Here is a 17,334-nt window from a genome sequence, read left to right on the forward strand (position 1 = left end):
TGCATTCAGTCAAACCACAGCCAGTGAAAACACAAATAGCATTGTGATGTTTAGGTTGATTTTTCTAGGCGTTCTGAATAGCCCATTTTAGAAAGATCTCGAACGATTGCAATAAACCTCAAGTCTCCAGTCTCAAGTCTCAATCTTCAATTCTAAACATCATGAGTATTCAAGAGATCATCTCGGAACAAACAGTTTCAGAAATCACACCTGAGACACTCAACCAATGGTTGAAAACTCAAAAAATTACCTTAATTGATGTGAGAGAAGTTCAAGAATTTGAGGCAGAGCATATTGCTGGTGCTGTTTTACAACCCTTGAGTCAACTAAATGGGATAGCTTGGAGTGCTGAATCAGAAACAGTGGTGTTATATTGCCGCAGCGGCAGACGATCGGCTGAAGGAGGTCAGCGACTCTTGCGCGATCGCAATCTACCGTTGGTGCATCTGAAGGGAGGAATTTTAGCTTGGAAAGCAGCGGGTTATCCAACCGTCGTGAAGAATGAAAGCGATTCAATTTAGTTCTGCAAAGTCATTTAATTTTGGAGAGGCAAGTCACCAAAATCCTGAATGGGATGGTGAAGGATCTGAATTTGGCACTGCACTCAAAATTGGAGTGTTAGCCAACCGAGGATTAAAGATTGCTGAGTCCATGTGGCAACCAACGGCTGATTATTTATCGGCCGTTGTTTCTGATCGTCAATTTACAATGGTTCCCCTGAGCTTTGATGATATCCATCAAGCTATTGCCAGCCAAGCCGTACAGTTTGCCATTGTTAATCCGGGGCTGTATGTGGAGTTTGAAACACAATTTGGTCTGAACCGAATTGCCACTTTGAAAACACTGCAATTGGGAAAACCGGCAACAGAATTTGGCGGCGCAATTTTTAGTCGGCGCGATCGCCTGCCCATGACTCAGTTGTCAGATTTGAAGGGGCGATCGGTGGCGGCGGTGGCGGAAACCTCCCTGGGGGGCTGGCGGATGGCGTGGCGGGAATTGGTCGAAGCGGCGATCGATCCCTATCGAGATTTTGCGGCGCTGGAGTTTTTGGGGAGCCACGATCGGGTGGTGGCCGCCGTGCAATCGGGTCAAGCAGAGGTGGGGATCGTCAGCACCCATGTTTTGGAACAGCTCGCGGCAACGGGGGCGCTGGACTTAAACACGATTCAAATTCTGCCGCCTCCAGCGATTGTGCCGTCGGCGCTGCCCTTTGCCCTCAGCACTCGGCTCTATCCGGAATGGCCCTTCGCTGTTTTGCCCATGGTTCCTCGGGCGATCTCGGAGGCGGTGACCATTGCGCTGTTGCAGATGCCCACTGACGCGCCCGCAGCCCAAGCGGCTGGGGCCGCTGGTTGGACAATTCCCCTGAATTATCAGTCAGTGCATGAATGTTTCCAGGTGCTGCAAGTGCCGCCCTATCGAGATTTTGGGCGCACCACAGCGAGTTTTGCCCTGGCGGTGAAGGGATCCCACGATGGTCTGTGGGATTGGATGGTAGAAACGGGCCGGACGCTATTTTCCGATCGCTGGGCGGCTTTGTTGGGCTATCAACCCGCAGACATTCCGCCCCATGTTGATCAATGGTTTGATCGCTTGCATCCCGACGATCGTGATCGGTTCACTCAGGCCTTAAGCCAATTTTTTGCCAGCGATCGCACCCAATGGGAGTTGGAATATCGCCTGCGACATCGTGATGGTTCCTATCGCTGGGTGTTGTGCCGAGGAACCTTGCAACGGAACTATCAAGGGCGACCCTACCGCATGGCCGGTTCCCACACCGACATTACCAATCGCAAGCAGGTGGAAGACCAGCTCCGAACATCCAAAGTTCATTTACAAGAAAAGGCACAAACCCTGCAAGCCACCTTGCAAGAGTTGCAATCAACCCAACTCCAACTCATTCAGGCAGAAAAAATGTCGAGCCTCGGTCAATTAGTAGCGGGAATTGCCCATGAATTGAATAATCCTGTCAGTTTTATCTATGGCAATATGCGTTATCTCGAAGAATATGCTGCGGAGCTGGTGAAGATCATTCAACTGCTGAAAACACACCAAGAATCGCCTCACTTGCAAGAAGAAATTCTTGATCAACTCGATCTGGATTTTATTCAGACTGACTTACCCAAGCTGATTACCTCGATGAAGACCGGCACCGATCGCATCCGATCGCTAGCACTGTCTCTGCGTAATTTTTCAAGGGTTGATGAAGCGGAAATGAAGGCGGTGGATTTACATGAGGGCTTGGAAAGTACGCTGTTGATTTTGCAGCATCGACTCTTACCCTCGTTGAAGGGCTTGGAGATTCAAATCGATCGCCAATATGGTGATTTGCCGCTGGTGGAATGCTATCCCGGGCAAGTGAACCAGGTTTTTATGAACTTACTCAGCAACGCGATCGATGCCCTGGAAAGCCAGTTTCAGCCGTTAGCCTATGGTGTTGCTGGTGGGGAAAGTTCCACGAAACTCGTTCCCAAGATCACCATTCAAACGGTCGTGGAAGACCATGAGGTGGTGGTTAAAATTACCGATAACGGCACGGGCATTAACCCAGAGGTGCGATCACGCATTTTTGACCCCTTTTTCACCACCAAGCCGATCGGTCAGGGCACTGGTTTAGGCCTGTCGATCGCCTACCAAATTGTGGTGGAACAACACCATGGTCGGCTCAGTTGCCAGTCTGCACCGGGTCAAGGAACGGGTTTTGAAATCCGGCTGCCTCGACGCGCGGGTTGGGCGGTTACTTCTCAATTGTCCGCGCCGGAACTGGCAGAAGCTGTTTAATCAAAGCCGGAATAACAACCGAAATAACTACCGACATACAGCCCTTACCTCGCTGACTAAGCACAGTTACCCGTAGGGTGGGCATTGCCCACCGAATCATTGCTTCACAGCATCTGTGCTATGGCGTGCCAATTGTTTTAGGTAAAGACTGTAACAGCCGATCGCCCGCAGATTTCGGGCAGATTTTGGGTTGAATTTATCCGCTGGAATTACAAATCCAAAAGACCAGCGGGGGGCACAATTTCCAGACGCTTGGTGGTTAGATCAACGATCGGGACAATTTCATCCACAAAGGGAATCAAAATCACCTGTTCCGAGTCCGTGAGTTGCACTTGCAACAAATCCTGAGCAGCGGTCGCCAGGCCCACCACTTGCCCGATCGCAACCTGTTGCACCTGATCAAACACCTCCATGCCCATCAAGTCCATCAGGTGATATTCCCCCGCTTCCAAGGGAGGGCGGCTGTGGGCCGAAACTAGCAACTTGGCTCCCCGGAGGTTTTCGGCACTGGTGCGATCGACCACTTCCGCAAACCGCACCACATACAGGTTTTGCTTATTCAGATATCGACCGCTCAGCAGGCGCACCGGTTGGGGTTCGTCCCGCCCCAGCTTGGCCCCCGGCGGCAACAACCAGCGCTGGCCCGGCTCCATAAATCGTTCTGGAAAATCGGAGTCGGGATAGATCCGCAGTTCCCCCCGCAGACCTTGGGGGGCAACAATTTTGCCCACTTCAAGCCAATCATCAGGGGTGCTCATGGATGCAAAAAGGAGGTAGAGGTCAAGGAAGGGGATGAACTATTGGCGGTGGCTTGGCCGGTGGTTTGATCGGTGGTCTGATCGGTGGTCTGGCTGCCTGACTGGCTGCCTAAGGGGCTGCCTGAATGGTTGTTGGGATGACTATGGGCATCACCATTGGACTGGCCATTGCTGTCGATCGGCTGGGCGGGCGGGGTCACGGGTTCCAAACCAGCCATCTGCAAAATTTCGGGAATTAAGTCCTCGCGGCGCACCGCCATCATATGGACTCCCTGACAAATTTGGCGGGCCATGGCCACCTGTTCAGCGGCGATCGCCATGCCCTCGCGTAAGGGATCTTGGGCCCGAGCCAGGCGATCGATCAAATGCTGAGGAATTTCTACGCCAGGCACATTGCGGTTGATAAATTCCGCATTTTTCGCTGATTTCAGCAGAAAGATCCCCGCCAAAATTGGCTTTCCGCAACCGGCAGCCACCTGGGTCATGAACTGATCCAAGCGATCGAAGTCAGAAATTAATTGACTTTGGAAAAACTGGGCCCCGGCAGCTAATTTGCGCTGAAAACGCCGCTGCACCCCCGACCAACTCTTGCATTGGGGATCCACCGCCGCTCCAACAAAGAGATCCGTTCCGCTATTTTCCAAGGGGCGATCGGTCGCATCTTGCCCTTGGTTGAGCCGCTTCACCGCTTCCAACAGGCGCACCGCTTCCCAGTCAAAGACGCTGCGGGCTTCGGGAAAGTCACCGGCCTTCACCGGGTCACCCGTGAGGGCCAATACGTTCTGAATCCCCAGGGCATGGGCCCCCATCAAATCCGCTTGGAGGGCAATTCGGTTTCGATCGCGACAGGCCACCTGCCACACGGGTTCAATGCCCCGTTGCAACAGCAAGCTCGCGGCCGCCAACGAAGACATCCGCAACACGGCCCGGCTGCCGTCGGTGATGTTCACCGCATGAACCCAAGGTTGCAACTGCTCGGCCATGGCCAACATGTGGCTAGTGTCGCTGCCCTTCGGTGGCATCACCTCGGCAGTCACCAAAAAAGTGCCAGCGCTGGCAGCAGTACGAAAACGCGATAACACGGGCATTAACTAACGGCGCAAGAGACAGGGGTTGCGCAGGCATAGATCGACATTCTACCCGGAAGTTTTCCCCCCAAAATCTTCCCTTTGGCGAGGGATTGTGCAGGCTAGTCTAATTTTCTGGCCCGATCGCCCGCTGTTCCCCCACCTTGGGCGATCGGCCTTGTGTTGGGGCCGGCCCCTTGGCACAATGAAGCCCGTGGATTGCCCACAGATTCCGGCCATTGCCCCCGCTGCGGAAGCCAGCCTCCTCCTTGGGTATCGAACTCCGAAGCTACGTTTATCTCGATCGCCTGCAACCCCAACATGCGGCCTACATTGGCACAGTGGCGATCGGCTTCTTGCCGCTCCCCGGGGACAGTTCCCTTTGGATTGAAGTATCGCCCGGGATTGAAATCAACCGCATCACCGATGTGGCCCTCAAGGCCACCTCCGTGCGGCCCGGCGTGCAGTTTGTGGAACGGTTATATGGCCTGTTAGAAATTCACTCCAGCCGCCAAGGGGAAACCCTGACAGCGGGCCGGGCCATTTTGCAGGCTTTGGGAGTGCGGGAGAGCGATCGCCTCAAGCCCCGCGTCATCTCCAGCCAAATCATCCGCAATATTGATCCTCACCAGGCGCAATTAATTAACCGCACCAGCCGTGGCAACATGCTGCTGGCGGGGCAGACCCTCTATGTTTTTGAGGTGGAACCGGCGGCCTATGCGGCCCTGGCCGCCAACGAGGCGGAAAAGGCCGCGTTGATCAATATTCTGCACATCACGGCGGTGGGCAGCTTTGGGCGGATGTACCTCGGTGGCGAAGAGCGAGATATTTTGGCGGCGGTGGCAGCGGTTGAGGATGCGATCGCCCATGTTTCTGGACGCGATCGGGATGACGGCAACGATGGCCGCACCCCGGTGCTCCTGACCCGAAAGGAGTAGCAATCGATCGTGGCAGACGCAGCGGATCTTATGTATTTGGCCCGATCGCCCCGACAGTGGGCCGATTGGCGGGCACAACAGGGCGATCGGCCTGCCGACTTGCGCGGTGCAGATCTGAGCGGTTGGCGTTTGCCCCAGTGGGACTTGACCGGGGCCCAACTCCAGCAGGCAATTCTCGATCGCGCCGACTTGCAAGGGGCCAACGGTTCCCATCTGCAAGGTCTCGGTTTACGGGCGATCGGGATGCAGGGCTTCGGAATTCAGTTGCGCCACAGCCAAGCCATTGCGGCCAACTTCCGCCAAGCCGACCTGCGCCACGCAGACTTGCGGGATGTGAGTTGGGCCGGCGTGAACCTGGCCGAAGCTGACCTGCGGGGAGCCAACCTCAGTCGCGGCCAACTGGCGCGATCGACCTGGGCCTTCACCCGTGCCCAAGGGGCAATTTTGCAAGGGGCCCTGCTCGATCGCGCCTTGGTCTTGGGGGCCGAATTTGGGCAACTGCAAGCCCACGGCCTCCAGGCCCGAGAATTACGGGGCGATCGCTCCCACTGGGCCGCCGCCCAACTGGCCGAAGCCGACCTGTCCGGAGCCAGCCTGGTTGGTGCAGACTTTGCCTGGGCGAATCTCAGCGATGCCAACCTGCAAGGAGCCGACTTACGAGGGGCCAATTTGCACGGAGCGAACCTCTGTCGCGCCGACCTACGCGGAGCCTTGCTGACCGATGCCGATTGGAGCCTCAGCATCACCCTAGACACCCTTTGGCCAGAACCCTAGCCTGATCTTGCTCCCACAAAATCTCCAACTTCTTGGGTCAATTTACTCCAGAGCAAGCATTCTGAGAGCCTCAATCATCGCCTCAATCACCTTGCGTCCCTAATGATCCAATTCAAGGAAAGGGACTAATCACAGCTCCCCACAAAACATCAATTTAGGATTCATTCCTTTACGGATAGCAACACTTTCCTTTTTACCTTGGCATTCACAGAAAGGATTTCTATAAATGGATGAATGGTTGAAGGGATGTTAAACCGTTCATTATTTTTATGACCACTTTCTCTCTCAGTGACTCTGTTCTCGCACCCGCCTCTCTCCCCACTGCTCCTGAATCTTCCCGTTGCAGTTGTCGGGCCTGTCGATCGGCCCGGGGTGGCAGCACCAACGGCAGCTCAGCCCCCACCCGCCCCCTAGCGGCCGGCAGCGGTTCGCCCGTGGTGGATACGATCATCGCCACCACTGACTCAGGCGCTCCCGACAAGTGGCCCGTGGGCCCCGGCGGCACCATCACCTACAGCTTCATTTCCCCTGCCACCGCTAGCACTTACAACGCCGGTTCGGATGAAACCAACATCCAAGAGGTCGAAGAGTCCGTTAAAAACAACGTGCGGGCAATCTTTCGCCACTACAGCGAAATTGTGCCGCTGAATTTTGTGGAAGTGGCGGACTCCGCAGACAGCAAGGTACGGATCGTTTACTCCCAGGGACCAGGGCCAGAGGGCAATGCTTACGCCTACTATCCCAGCAATTCCGAGCGGGGCGGCGCAGTTCACCTCCAGCCCGCAAACAACAGCGACCCGAGCACGGCCTTTACCTCCGGCCCCGGCAGCTATGGCTACTCGACGCTGATCCACGAAATTGGTCACGCCTTGGGCCTGAAGCACCCCGGAAACTACAACGCCACCGCCAACCAGGATCCTGGCCAACCCGCAGAAAACGCAGGTGAAGAACCGTTTCTTGATTCGGCTCGCGACAATATCGTGAACACGGTCATGAGCTACAACGGCGATGCTCAGCAGGACAAGGGATTTGCGGATCCTTCAACGTTGATGGCGTTGGATATTGCCGCGTTGCAGTTCTTGTATGGCACCAATCGCGGTTCACGGGCAGAAAACACCACCTATCGCCTAGATTCCAGTAATCTACGCACGGTGCAAGCGATTTGGGATGGTGGGGGCAATGACACGGTGGACGCATCGGCCCTCCCGGCAGGCGATTACCTGTTTGATCTGATCGATAACGGCCGCTTGACGGAGCGTTCTGCCTTGGGCGCACGTATTTACAAGGGCAAAAACGAACCGACCGGCCCCGACTACCAAGACATGGGCTACGGCTGGGTCGTTGGGATTGGGGCCAATTTGGAAAACGTGGTTGGCACGGCTGGTACTGATGAAATTTTGGGCAATGCCTTGCCGAATGTCTTGCAAGGGGGCGCGGGCAATGACCAAATTTCCGGGCGGATTGGCCCAGATACCCTTGATGGCGGGGCGGGCAATGACCTGCTGCGGGGTGGTTTTGGGTTTGATGTGTTGATTGGTGGCCCTGGTGACGACATCCTGTCGGGCGATCGGGGACGGGATCAACTGACCGGGGGCGATGGAGCCGATATCTTTGTGTTGCGGACGAGCACCCCTGCGCCCACGCCGGAAGTGACGGATATTTTGACGGACTTCACCCCAGGGGTCGATCGCATCGGTTTGACGGATGGATTCTCTCCCTCGGCCGTGGCCTATGCGCCCTTTACGCTCAACGGTCAGGCTGGAACCATGATGAGTATTGCGGGCAGCAGCAATGCTTTCTTGGCCTTTGTGCCCGGCGTGGGGGCTGAGGCGATCGGGGCGGCCCTGATTGCCTCGCCGGTTCCCTAAGCGCGATCGATCGGGATCATTGGTTCGCAGGTTCGCAGATGCCTGAGCCAATCGCGGGTCGATCGGGCGCGGGAGCTGCCCGCTTTGAAATTTTGCCCGGAATTTAACCCCTAATGTCGGGTCGGATTCGATCAGCTGAAAGGGTTATTTTGCGGGCATAGGGCAGCCGAAATAACAAGACCACAATTGCCAATTAAGGATTGCAAACAACTGGCATCCGTCTTTGGGCGATCGTCGTCTGCTATGTTAAATGCGACAATTCAGCGACGCGTCCCAAGCCTGAGCGGTGCGGGACGTTTTTTTTCAGGTCATTTTTCACCCGAATTGATTGTTCAGGGTGATTGAAATTTGACCTTCGGGAAAACCAAAAATAATGCCGACCCAAACTATCTTGGGTCGGCCAGGGACGATTTAGATGATTCAGCAGATCAACTTTTTACCAAACCTGTAACCAAACAGGCAAAGGAAAAAAGCATTGAACCCATTGGGGGCTAAATCATCGGAAAAATTCAAAAACCCAAAGGTTAAAGGGCAACCACTAGGCAGCTTTGGCGAAGTTTTCAGCCACAAACTCCCAGTTGATCAGCTTGGTTACGAAATCGCTGATGTAGTCGGGACGACGATTTTGGTAGTCCAAATAGTAAGCATGTTCCCAAACATCCATGGTCAGGAGGGGAATTTGGCCGGCGGTCATGGGGTTTTCGGCGTTGCCGGTTTTGGTCACCTTGAGCGTGCCGTTATCGAGCACCAACCAAGCCCAACCGCTACCGAATTGGGTAGCCCCAGCGGCTTTGAATTGGGTCACGAATTCATCAAAGCTGCCGAAGTCAGCCACAATTTTGTCCAGCAGTGCGCCGGCCGGTTGGCCGCCGCCGTTGGGCTTAATGCAGTTCCAGTAGAAGCTGTGGTTCCAGGCTTGGGCAGCGTTGTTGAAGATGCCAGCTTTGGATGCGTCACCAGCAATGGCTTTGATTACGTCTTCGATCGGCTGTGCGTCCAGCTCAGTCCCTTCAACGGCCTTGTTGTAGTTGGTGACGTAGGCGGCGTGGTGCTTGTCGTGGTGGAACTCCAGGGTGTTCTTGCTGATGTAGGGTTCCAGCGCCGTGTAATCGTAGGGCAGGGCAGGAAGTTGGTAAGCCATGATTGCAGTGCTTTCTCTTGGTGCTTCTCTCGGTTCTTGGCGATTGCACGGTTGTTGGCGGCAGACTGGGGCGATCGCACGCCACCGGCCAGCCGATTAAAACAACTTCTGGCGAGCAAAACAGCCGCCCTCTAGGGTATCGCAAAATCTGTGCATCCCGTGCAGGGACAAGTTTGCTGGTTGGTCTTGGCCGATGGGTTGAAACCGTTCACCGGGCTGGGTCTTGGCTGGGCAATCACCCAGCTCAAATCACCCAGCTCAAATCACCCAGCTCAAATGGTTCAGCCCAGTCGATCGGGTTTTTCCGGTTCTAATCTGCAATTTCTAGCTCTGCAATTTCTAGATTTGTGATCTCTAGATTTGTGATCTCTAGATTTGCGATCTCTAGTCTGCGATGCCAAACACCTGGGGCACAAAGCTGCCATGCAGACCATAAGGAACATGGTGCTTGAGTTTCAACCGAGCCACCAGGGACAGATCCTGAGCGGCCAGGATGATCAGATCGGAGGCGTGGCGCTCGGCATTGTAGGCCAGCAGCAACACCCAACCATCGTCCTCTTGGGTGGCTTGGGGATTGGGAACGAACAGAGGTTCACCGCCAAAAACCCGCGCGCCCAGGTCAAACAGAGACCGATCGCCCGTTTGCAAATCCAATTTCAACACCGCTTGCAGGGGCGCGTTGCCTTGGGGCGATCGGGCTGCCCCGATATATAGGTAGCGATGTTCATGGCCCACGGCATTGGGGTGCAAGCTGGGAAATTCACAGCAGCGACTTTCGATACAGTGCGATCGCACCCGATCGGTGGTCAAGTCCATTTCAAATCGCCAAAGCTGTCCTTCCGGCAGGCTACCAAAATCAACCGATCGGAAGTCTGCGCCCGGTTCCAGGGTTGGGAACGAGTCATAGCAAACGGAATCGATCGTGATTTGTTGACCATCGGGGCTTTCAAAGGCGTTGCCGTGGTGAAACACAAAGCAAGGCGGCACATCCAGCACGCGCACCGCTTGGCTCGGATCCCGAGGAATCAGCAGGGCCCGAGTGGGTTGTTTGGGGTCAAATTCCAGGCATTGCCCCGCCCCTTTGAATCCCAGCATGAAAGGCAGCGGATTAAATTTGACGGGATTTTGGAAAAAGATGCACCAATGGGGAGTGATGGCAAAATCATGCAAAAAGGCAAATCCCGGCACGCTACGGGTTTGGCGGCTGGCGAGTTTTCCCGCTTCGTCTAATTCATAGATCGTGATGTTGGTGGAAAGGCCGGGCTTCACGGCAAAGTTCACGAAGCGCCGATCGCCCGCCGAGTTGGGACTCATGGCCCAGCGGTTGGCTCCGGTGGCTGTTTCGGCCGCGCCGGGAACCGTGCCAGGATCAATGCGGGCATGGGCGGCAAAGGCATCGCCGGGCTGCAGCAGTCCATCGATCGAATCCAGCCCGATCGTCTCCAGGGTCTCCGGATCCAAACGATGGGGTTCGGCCGCTTCCCAGAGGGCCCAGAGTCGATCGGCCCAATACATCACATGGGTATTGGCAATATTTTTAATCTTCAGATCCAACAAATTCGCCAGCCAACCGCCGGCCTTTTGCGTACCAAACACGCCGCGATAGAGAATTTTGCCGGCTGCCTGTTCGGCCAAATAGCCTTCGGTGCGCACAAACCGATTGCGAAAATGGGCCCGACCATTTTGGAAGGTAATTTGGCAAATCATCCCATCCCCATCAAAGGGATGTCCGATCGGCTCGCCGGCCACATCCAGCAGGCCGGGGCCATTGCGAAACAGCGTGCCGGTGAGGTTGCTGGGAATTTCCCCTTCAATGTCATCAATCCAGGTCTCAAACTCTTGGGGTTGAGATTCATAGCCCCGCTGCCAGTCCGCGAGACTATAGGGCACTGGTTTTGATGAGGTTTTCGTTTCAAGGCTTTGCATGGATCGCAATCAAATCGAGTTGGGTGGCGGTTGCAGAAGACTCGATCGGGCGACCAATTTCGGAGCGATCGCGGCCCATGGGTGACCGCAATGCACAATCACAATGGACAATCACACAGGGCGATCGCTCCAACGCCCAATCCGTAAGGCTTGCTTCTCTAGTCTAATGGTCTGTCTTGTCTGGAACCGCGCAGAACCGGGAATTCCCGGGCAATTAGCCCCTATTGGTGCAAATCGCGATCAAGTGAATTTTGTTTCGGGTCAAAATTGATCTTTTAGGTATTCCAGATATTTATCAAAGATTTTTAGGTGCTTTTTCGTATTTTTTGCTTGATTTTTGCTTTAATTTGTATTATTCAAATAATTATTCAAATTCAATTATTTTCATTTTATCTTGATTTTATTTTGATTTGATCTTTATCGGCTTGTTTTCATAAGAATTCATGGATTTTCATGGGTTTTGATGGTCAGATTTTAAGTATAAACCCGATCAAATTGGTCAATCTTCAAAAACAATCAAGGCAATAATTAAGTTGTTTTATTATTTAGCAAATGAGTTCGAGAATGAATCTCAGTCAGGGTATTATTCAGAATTTAGCGCTGATCTTTCAGGTGGCTATGGGCAGGGGGTGAGGTCGTTATCATGGTTGGGGATCGTTGCGATCGCCCATGATAATTATTCATCCCCACTATTTATTGATTGATCAATCTCTTTGGGGTTTCCGGAATTTGTCCCAACTTTCCTGATTCTTAGCAGTCATTTGGAGAGCAGAGACCACAATTCCTGAACCTAAAAATCAGGGAGCAAAGTAGCTGTCCTTCAGGTTTGAGCTTTAAGAAACATCAGCCGCTTTGGCCCTGATAGAAAAGACGATAGCCTCTTCATCAAGCAAGGGTTGCGGGGCAGTAACCCAAACCAGCAATAAATTGCTTGCAGAATTCCTCTATTTCTTCCTTGTCCGGACGACCGTGGGAAATGACGGCTACCTGATGACGTTCCATGACGGAAATAGGAGATTGACCCAATTCAAGGCTCCAGAGCACAACTTTGAGCTGCGGCGAGGGCAAGTAAGGCGAGCCTAATTCTTGCAAAAAGGCTTGCAAATCGAGATGGGCTTTGGAAATGAGCGGCGAAAACAACTTGAGACGCAAAATCCATCCATCAATCTGATGGAGAACGGTGACAAATTGCAGAGAGGAGCGCCAGGAGGTGCTGACATGCTCGATCGCTCGGAGCGTTAGACTGGCGTTGGCGAAGCGGTAGAGGTATTCCATGGCCCGAGCTTGGATTTCCAAGCGATCGATACATTTAATATTCTCTCAAGATTTACGTTTCTTGACTTAAAATCTTAAGCGATTCTTACAAAACGTGACTATTCCCTTTTTATGGGATACATCAACGACCCCGATCGATCGCTGGACGGCTATCACTACGAGCTACCCAATGATCGAATTGCCCAAAATCCGCGAGAACCCCGCGATCGATCGCGATTGCTGGTGGCCACCTCGCCCCACGAGATTGTTCACCGACAGTTTCGCGATTTGCTGGAATTCTTAAGACCCGGCGATCTGTTGGTGATGAATGATTCTTCCGTGATTCCAGCTCGGCTCCATGGCCACAAGGCCAGCGGAGCGGCGGTGGAAGTGTTGTTGCTGGAAGCGCGATCGCCCGATAGCTGGCTGGCCCTGGTGCGGCCCGGCAAGCGACTGCTGGTGGGAACCCAAATTGAATTTGACCCACCGCCCGGCATGGCACAGACGAATCCGACAGCAGATCCGACAGCAGTTCCGACAGTCGCCAAACTGTCCGCCGAAGTGGTGGCCGTTGACCGGAACACGGGGGGCCGCCTGCTACGGTTTCAGTTGCCGCCAGGGGTCAACTCCCTGCTGGAAATTCTGGATGCTTGGGGCGAAATGCCACTGCCGCCCTACATTACCGATTCGGCGGCCCCGCCCGATCGCTACCAAACGGTTTATGCCCGCGATCCCGGTTCGGCGGCGGCTCCCACGGCCGGCTTGCACTTTACCCCAGAATTACTCGATCGCCTGAGTGCCGCTGGTGTGGGGCGGGCTTTCGTGACGCTGCATGTGGGCGTGGGAACGTTTCGGCCCGTGGCCAGCCCAGATATCACCGCCCACAAAATGCATGAGGAATGGGCCCTGCTGTCCGAGGAGGTGGCCGAAAAAATTCGGACGACTCGGGCCAATGGCGGCCGGGTATTTGCGGTGGGCACAACGGCGGTGCGAACCCTGGAGTCCGCCGCACGCCATGGCCAAGTGGAAGCGTTTTGCGGCAAAACAGATCTGTTTATTTATCCCGGCTATCAATGGCGGGTTGTGGACGGCCTGATCACCAATTTCCACCTACCCCGATCGAGCTTGATGATGCTGGTGGGGGCTTTTGTGGGACGGGCCCGTCTCTTGGAGCTATATCAGGCTGCCTTGGATGCGCCAGCGGATCCCTACCCCGATCGCTACCGGTTCTACTCCTTTGGAGATGCCATGTTGCTGCTGCCGGATGCTTGCATCGCCCCCCGTTTCGAGACTGAGGACTAATCAACGCTAGACTGGTGGCAAGACCAGTCCAGATTCGGCAGCTATCTCCTCATCCCATTCCAATCTCTGCCTGAGCCGGTTTTTCTCCAACGCCCTGTCAATTCGTTTGTTTTCCCATTCCTTGTAAACCTAGGGATTCCCGGCCAAAATCTCCTCCCAAATCCCTAGGCAAGCCGAAATCTCAGGCCCAAATCTTCAGGAAAGCGGGTTGCAAATCCATCAGGATTCGCCCCCGTACTCCTTGGAAAGATCCAGAGAATCCAGCGCATAACTTACCGGATCGCCACTGATCGCCACACACCATGCCATCGCTTCTTTTAAATAGCCTGCCTGCAACTGAGAGGAGGGTTTCAACGGCCCGGGCGATCGCCCAACTCAGGGATAGACGGCTGGTACAAAACGTAATAGAATCCAGCTCGACTGTCACCGGTACAGTCATTTTTGGCGAAGCAACTTCAGTTCCTGACCTTGTGGGGGCTTAAAACGTGGGTCTTTTTAATGGCTTCTCCTTGTCTCGGGATATGGGCATCGACCTCGGGACGGCCAATACCTTGGTGTATGTGTCCGGCAAGGGCATCGTGCTCCAAGAGCCGTCCGTCGTGGCGATCGATCAAGACAAGCGAGTCCCCCTAGCGGTTGGCGAAGATGCCAAAAAGATGTTGGGTCGAACGCCCGGCAACGTCATGGCCCTGCGGCCCCTGCGTGACGGGGTAATCGCCGACTTCGACACAGCGGAGTTGATGCTGAAGCACTTCATTCGGCGCGTCAACGAAGGCAAAGCCCTGGTGCCACCCCGGATCGTGATCGGAATTCCGAGCGGCGTGACCGGCGTGGAGCGGCGAGCCGTCATGGAAGCGGCACACCAAGCCGGAGCCAGAGACGTTTACTTGATTGATGAACCGGTCGCAGCGGCGATCGGGGCCGGTCTGCCCGTGGCGGAACCCACTGGCAACATGATCGTAGACATCGGCGGCGGCACAACCGAAGTTGCCGTTCTCAGCTTACAGGGAACGGTGTTGAGCGAATCCGTGCGCGTGGCGGGCGATGAACTCAGCGAATCCATCACCCAATACATGAAAAAAGTCCACAACCTCGTCATTGGGGAACGGACGGCGGAAGAAGTCAAAATCCAAATTGGCTCTGCCTACCCCAGCAACGAAGATGACGTGGTGTTGGAAGTGCGCGGACTGCACCTCCTGTCCGGTCTGCCTTGCACCGTTGCCGTAAAACAGGGCGAAGTGCGCGAAAGCATGTCGGAGCCGCTGTCGGTGATTGTGGAAGCCGTAAAGCGGACTTTGGAACGAACCCCGCCGGAATTGGCCTCAGACATCATCGATCGGGGAATTATGCTGGCGGGCGGCGGCGCACTGCTCAAGGGCCTAGACACCCTGATCAGCCATGAAACGGGCATCGTGGTTCACGTGGCTCCCGATCCGCTGAGCTGTGTGGTGTTGGGAACCGGTCGCGTTCTCGAAAACTTCAAACAATTAGAGCGGGTCTTTAGTGGCAGCTCGCGTAATCTCTAAGACCGACTGAAGCACCTGACCTCCGCTAAGGTGGAGGTGCAGTTTAAGCCTGCGTTGCATAGCTTGCCTCTGCGTTGCATTGTTTGAGTTCGGTTTGCATTCAGCCTGAGCCTGCACTGTTCAGCTTCTGGCGTTCAGCTTGCATTGCTCAGCCTGCACTGCACTGATCTTGGCTGACCCCAATTCACCGTTTCCTTAACCGGTATCGATTGGCCCTTACCAACCACCGTTCGTCATGGCCAATCACGGGTCGCCCATCTTGGTTAGACGGAAGTAGCCCGGAATGCATCACCGCAAATCCTGGAGCCAACCCGCCAACAAACCCCTTAATTTCAGGATTAATCAGCAACTTTCGTGGGCAAGCAAGCCACTCAATTTCTAGAACGGAGCGCTGGTCGTGTATGACGTTCGACGATGGTGGGGGCGCAATTGGCTAAAGGCAGTCCTAGCCGTCGCTGCACTGGGCTTAGCCCTTGGTGTGCGACAGAGCCGGGCCGGTTTTTTGGTGGAAGCCTACCGGGCCTTGACGTTGCCCCTGCACCTGGGAGCACCTTCTCAAAGTGACCTCGCGGATGCCCGAGTCCGTGAACTTCAGCAGCGGCTTGAGGAGGTGGAGAGCCGCAATGCTCAGTTGCAAACCCTGCTGAATTACCGTAAAACTCTGCCCGTGGAGGGCATTGCATCGCCGGTCATTGGCCGCAGTGCCGATCGCTGGTGGCAACAAATTACCTTGGGCCGCGGCACAGCCGATGGCATTCAACAGGGGGCGATTGTGATGGCTCCCGGGGGCGTGGTGGGCCGTGTCACGGCCGTGACTCCCCACACCAGCCGGGTGCTGTTGGTTAGCGATCCCGGCAGCCGCATTGGCATCTCGGTGACCCGATCGCGCTATATGGGTTATCTCCGGGGCAAGAGCGATCGCACGGCAACGGTGGAATTTTTTGACAAGTTGCCCGATGTGAAACCAGGCGACGCGATCGTCACCTCTGCCTACAGTCAATTCTTCCCAGCGGGCTTGCCGATCGGGCGCATCGTCGCGATCGACACCAAGAAATCCCTCGCCCCGGAAGCGGTGGTGGAACTATCCGCTCCCCTGAGCACGTTGGAATGGGTGACTGTCTTGCCCCATAACCCAGAACTCTTTCAGCAGTTCCAGGAACCCACCCCCGTAACGCCCAGCGGATCGGGGAACCCCAAGCCTAACCCCAATTCCGGAACCAACCCAGCACCCAAGCCGCCCGCAACGCCCCGCGCATCGGCCAACTAACCCACCATTGATTAGCCCACCATTGATTCGATCGGCATGGTTGCCGTCTAGGCCTTGAACGGAATCAAGCAAAAACCCCAACTACGCGATATTCTCGACCGCTACCCTGTGCTGGTGCAGGTGGCGATTAACGTTGCCGTTTCGGCCGGCTCCTTGTTACTTTGCGCTGCCCTTACGCCGCTGCGGCTACCCGGACTGGAACTGCTGGGGGTAGGCGTTGACTGGCCCCTAATTTGGGTTGTGAGCTGGAGTGTGGGTCGCCCCTGGTGGGTGGCCATCTTCGGTGGCGTGGTGGCGGGCCTGCTTCAGGATGGGATGACGGAGTTTTGGCCCAGCCATGTTTGGGGGTTGGCCCTGGTAGCCCTGCTGACGGCCCGCATCCACCAACGCGCCACCACCACGGCCTGGGTGATGATTCCCCTAACCACCTTTGTTTTGGTGGCGGTTTCGGAAACCACGATGGCGGCCCAATTTGCCTATCTCTATGGCCGCGACGCGGGCGACGTGTGGGCGCTGCATCAAAAGGTCACGCTTTGTTCTGCGATTCTCAGCAGTTTGTGGTCGCCGGTGGTGTCCTGGCCCTTGGGGCGTTGGTGGCGGATGATGGAATCCTTGGGCAATCGTTGAACCCCAGCCTTCTCTTCCAGAATTTCCCCCTCCTTGAGCACCCCCTTTCCAAGCCCCCCTTCTACAATCAATCCTAGAAAGCAATCAACCATAGATCCCGGTCTT

Annotated in this window: 14 protein-coding genes and 1 pseudogene; 10 read left to right on the forward strand and 5 right to left on the reverse strand. The window is 55.1% G+C overall.

Annotated elements, in window-relative coordinates; translation table 11 throughout:
* Positions 1–161 precede the first annotated feature (161 nt).
* Both AMR42_RS10065 and AMR42_RS10070 read left to right on the forward strand, forming a co-directional pair.
* A complete protein-coding gene (locus AMR42_RS10065) occupies positions 162–521 on the forward strand; it encodes a rhodanese-like domain-containing protein (protein ID WP_099533322.1) in 360 nt (119 codons plus the stop codon).
* Positions 502–2,781, forward strand: a complete 2,280-nt coding sequence (locus AMR42_RS10070) for a PhnD/SsuA/transferrin family substrate-binding protein (protein ID WP_099533323.1) — start codon at positions 502–504, stop codon at positions 2,779–2,781. The genes AMR42_RS10065 and AMR42_RS10070 overlap by 20 nt, the downstream gene beginning before the upstream one ends.
* 209 nt (positions 2,782–2,990) lie before the next feature.
* Here AMR42_RS10070 and rimM read toward each other — a convergent pair whose 3' ends face one another.
* A complete protein-coding gene (rimM, locus tag AMR42_RS10075) occupies positions 2,991–3,539 on the reverse strand; it encodes a ribosome maturation factor RimM (RefSeq protein ID WP_099533324.1) in 549 nt (182 codons plus the stop codon).
* Positions 3,540–3,736: 197 nt separating this feature from the next.
* A pseudogene (locus AMR42_RS10080) lies at positions 3,737–4,627 on the reverse strand (methylenetetrahydrofolate reductase); the annotation flags it as partial.
* Positions 4,628–4,875: 248 nt separating this feature from the next.
* Here AMR42_RS10080 and AMR42_RS10085 point away from each other — a divergent pair.
* The 3 genes from AMR42_RS10085 (at position 4,876) to AMR42_RS10095 (ending at position 8,186) form a co-directional block, all read left to right on the forward strand.
* Positions 4,876–5,544, forward strand: a complete 669-nt coding sequence (locus AMR42_RS10085; protein WP_099533414.1) for a hypothetical protein — start codon at positions 4,876–4,878, stop codon at positions 5,542–5,544.
* Between the two features lie 9 nt (positions 5,545–5,553).
* Entirely contained in the window at positions 5,554–6,318 is a 765-nt protein-coding gene (locus AMR42_RS21505) for a pentapeptide repeat-containing protein (RefSeq protein ID WP_143473018.1), read from the forward strand.
* 269 nt (positions 6,319–6,587) lie between these two features.
* Positions 6,588–8,186 carry a matrixin family metalloprotease gene (locus AMR42_RS10095; protein ID WP_099533327.1) on the forward strand — a complete coding sequence of 533 codons (1,599 nt, stop codon included), beginning with the start codon at positions 6,588–6,590 and terminating at the stop codon, positions 8,184–8,186.
* A 538-nt stretch (positions 8,187–8,724) separates the two neighbouring features.
* Here AMR42_RS10095 and AMR42_RS10100 read toward each other — a convergent pair.
* Both AMR42_RS10100 and AMR42_RS10110 read right to left on the reverse strand, forming a co-directional pair.
* The gene (locus tag AMR42_RS10100; RefSeq protein WP_099533328.1) at positions 8,725–9,327 is read right to left on the reverse strand and encodes a superoxide dismutase; all 603 of its coding nucleotides are present in this window, start codon (positions 9,325–9,327) and stop codon (positions 8,725–8,727) included.
* Between the two features lie 384 nt (positions 9,328–9,711).
* A complete protein-coding gene (locus AMR42_RS10110) occupies positions 9,712–11,253 on the reverse strand; it encodes a carotenoid oxygenase family protein (RefSeq protein ID WP_099533330.1) in 1,542 nt (513 codons plus the stop codon).
* 23 nt (positions 11,254–11,276) lie between these two features.
* Here AMR42_RS10110 and AMR42_RS20415 point away from each other — a divergent pair, with 23 nt between their 5' ends.
* Complete coding sequence (locus tag AMR42_RS20415) at positions 11,277–11,420, forward strand: hypothetical protein (RefSeq protein WP_158234437.1); 144 nt, start codon at positions 11,277–11,279, stop codon at positions 11,418–11,420.
* Between the two features lie 718 nt (positions 11,421–12,138).
* Here AMR42_RS20415 and AMR42_RS10115 read toward each other — a convergent pair.
* Positions 12,139–12,528 (reverse strand): hypothetical protein, encoded by a 390-nt coding sequence (locus AMR42_RS10115; RefSeq protein ID WP_099533415.1) that lies wholly within the window; start codon positions 12,526–12,528, stop codon positions 12,139–12,141.
* 111 nt (positions 12,529–12,639) lie between these two features.
* On the opposite strand from AMR42_RS10115, the gene queA reads away from it, so the two are divergent.
* From queA to mreD, 4 genes are all read left to right on the forward strand, one after another.
* Positions 12,640–13,809, forward strand: coding sequence for a tRNA preQ1(34) S-adenosylmethionine ribosyltransferase-isomerase QueA (gene queA / locus AMR42_RS10120; RefSeq protein WP_099533331.1), 1,170 nt, complete (start codon positions 12,640–12,642; stop codon positions 13,807–13,809).
* A 521-nt stretch (positions 13,810–14,330) separates the two neighbouring features.
* Positions 14,331–15,335: a rod shape-determining protein gene (locus tag AMR42_RS10125; protein WP_099533332.1), complete on the forward strand. Its 1,005-nt coding sequence runs from the start codon at positions 14,331–14,333 to the stop codon at positions 15,333–15,335.
* Positions 15,336–15,732: 397 nt separating this feature from the next.
* The gene (gene mreC, locus AMR42_RS10130) at positions 15,733–16,602 is read left to right on the forward strand and encodes a rod shape-determining protein MreC (RefSeq protein WP_099533333.1); all 870 of its coding nucleotides are present in this window, start codon (positions 15,733–15,735) and stop codon (positions 16,600–16,602) included.
* A gap of 54 nt (positions 16,603–16,656) precedes the next feature.
* Entirely contained in the window at positions 16,657–17,229 is a 573-nt protein-coding gene (gene mreD / locus AMR42_RS10135) for a rod shape-determining protein MreD (protein ID WP_099533334.1), read from the forward strand.
* The last annotated feature ends 105 nt before the right edge of the window (positions 17,230–17,334 follow it).

Origin of the sequence: Limnothrix sp. PR1529, from assembly GCF_002742025.1 — a bacterium.
Lineage (GTDB): Bacteria > Cyanobacteriota > Cyanobacteriia > CACIAM-69d > CACIAM-69d > CACIAM-69d.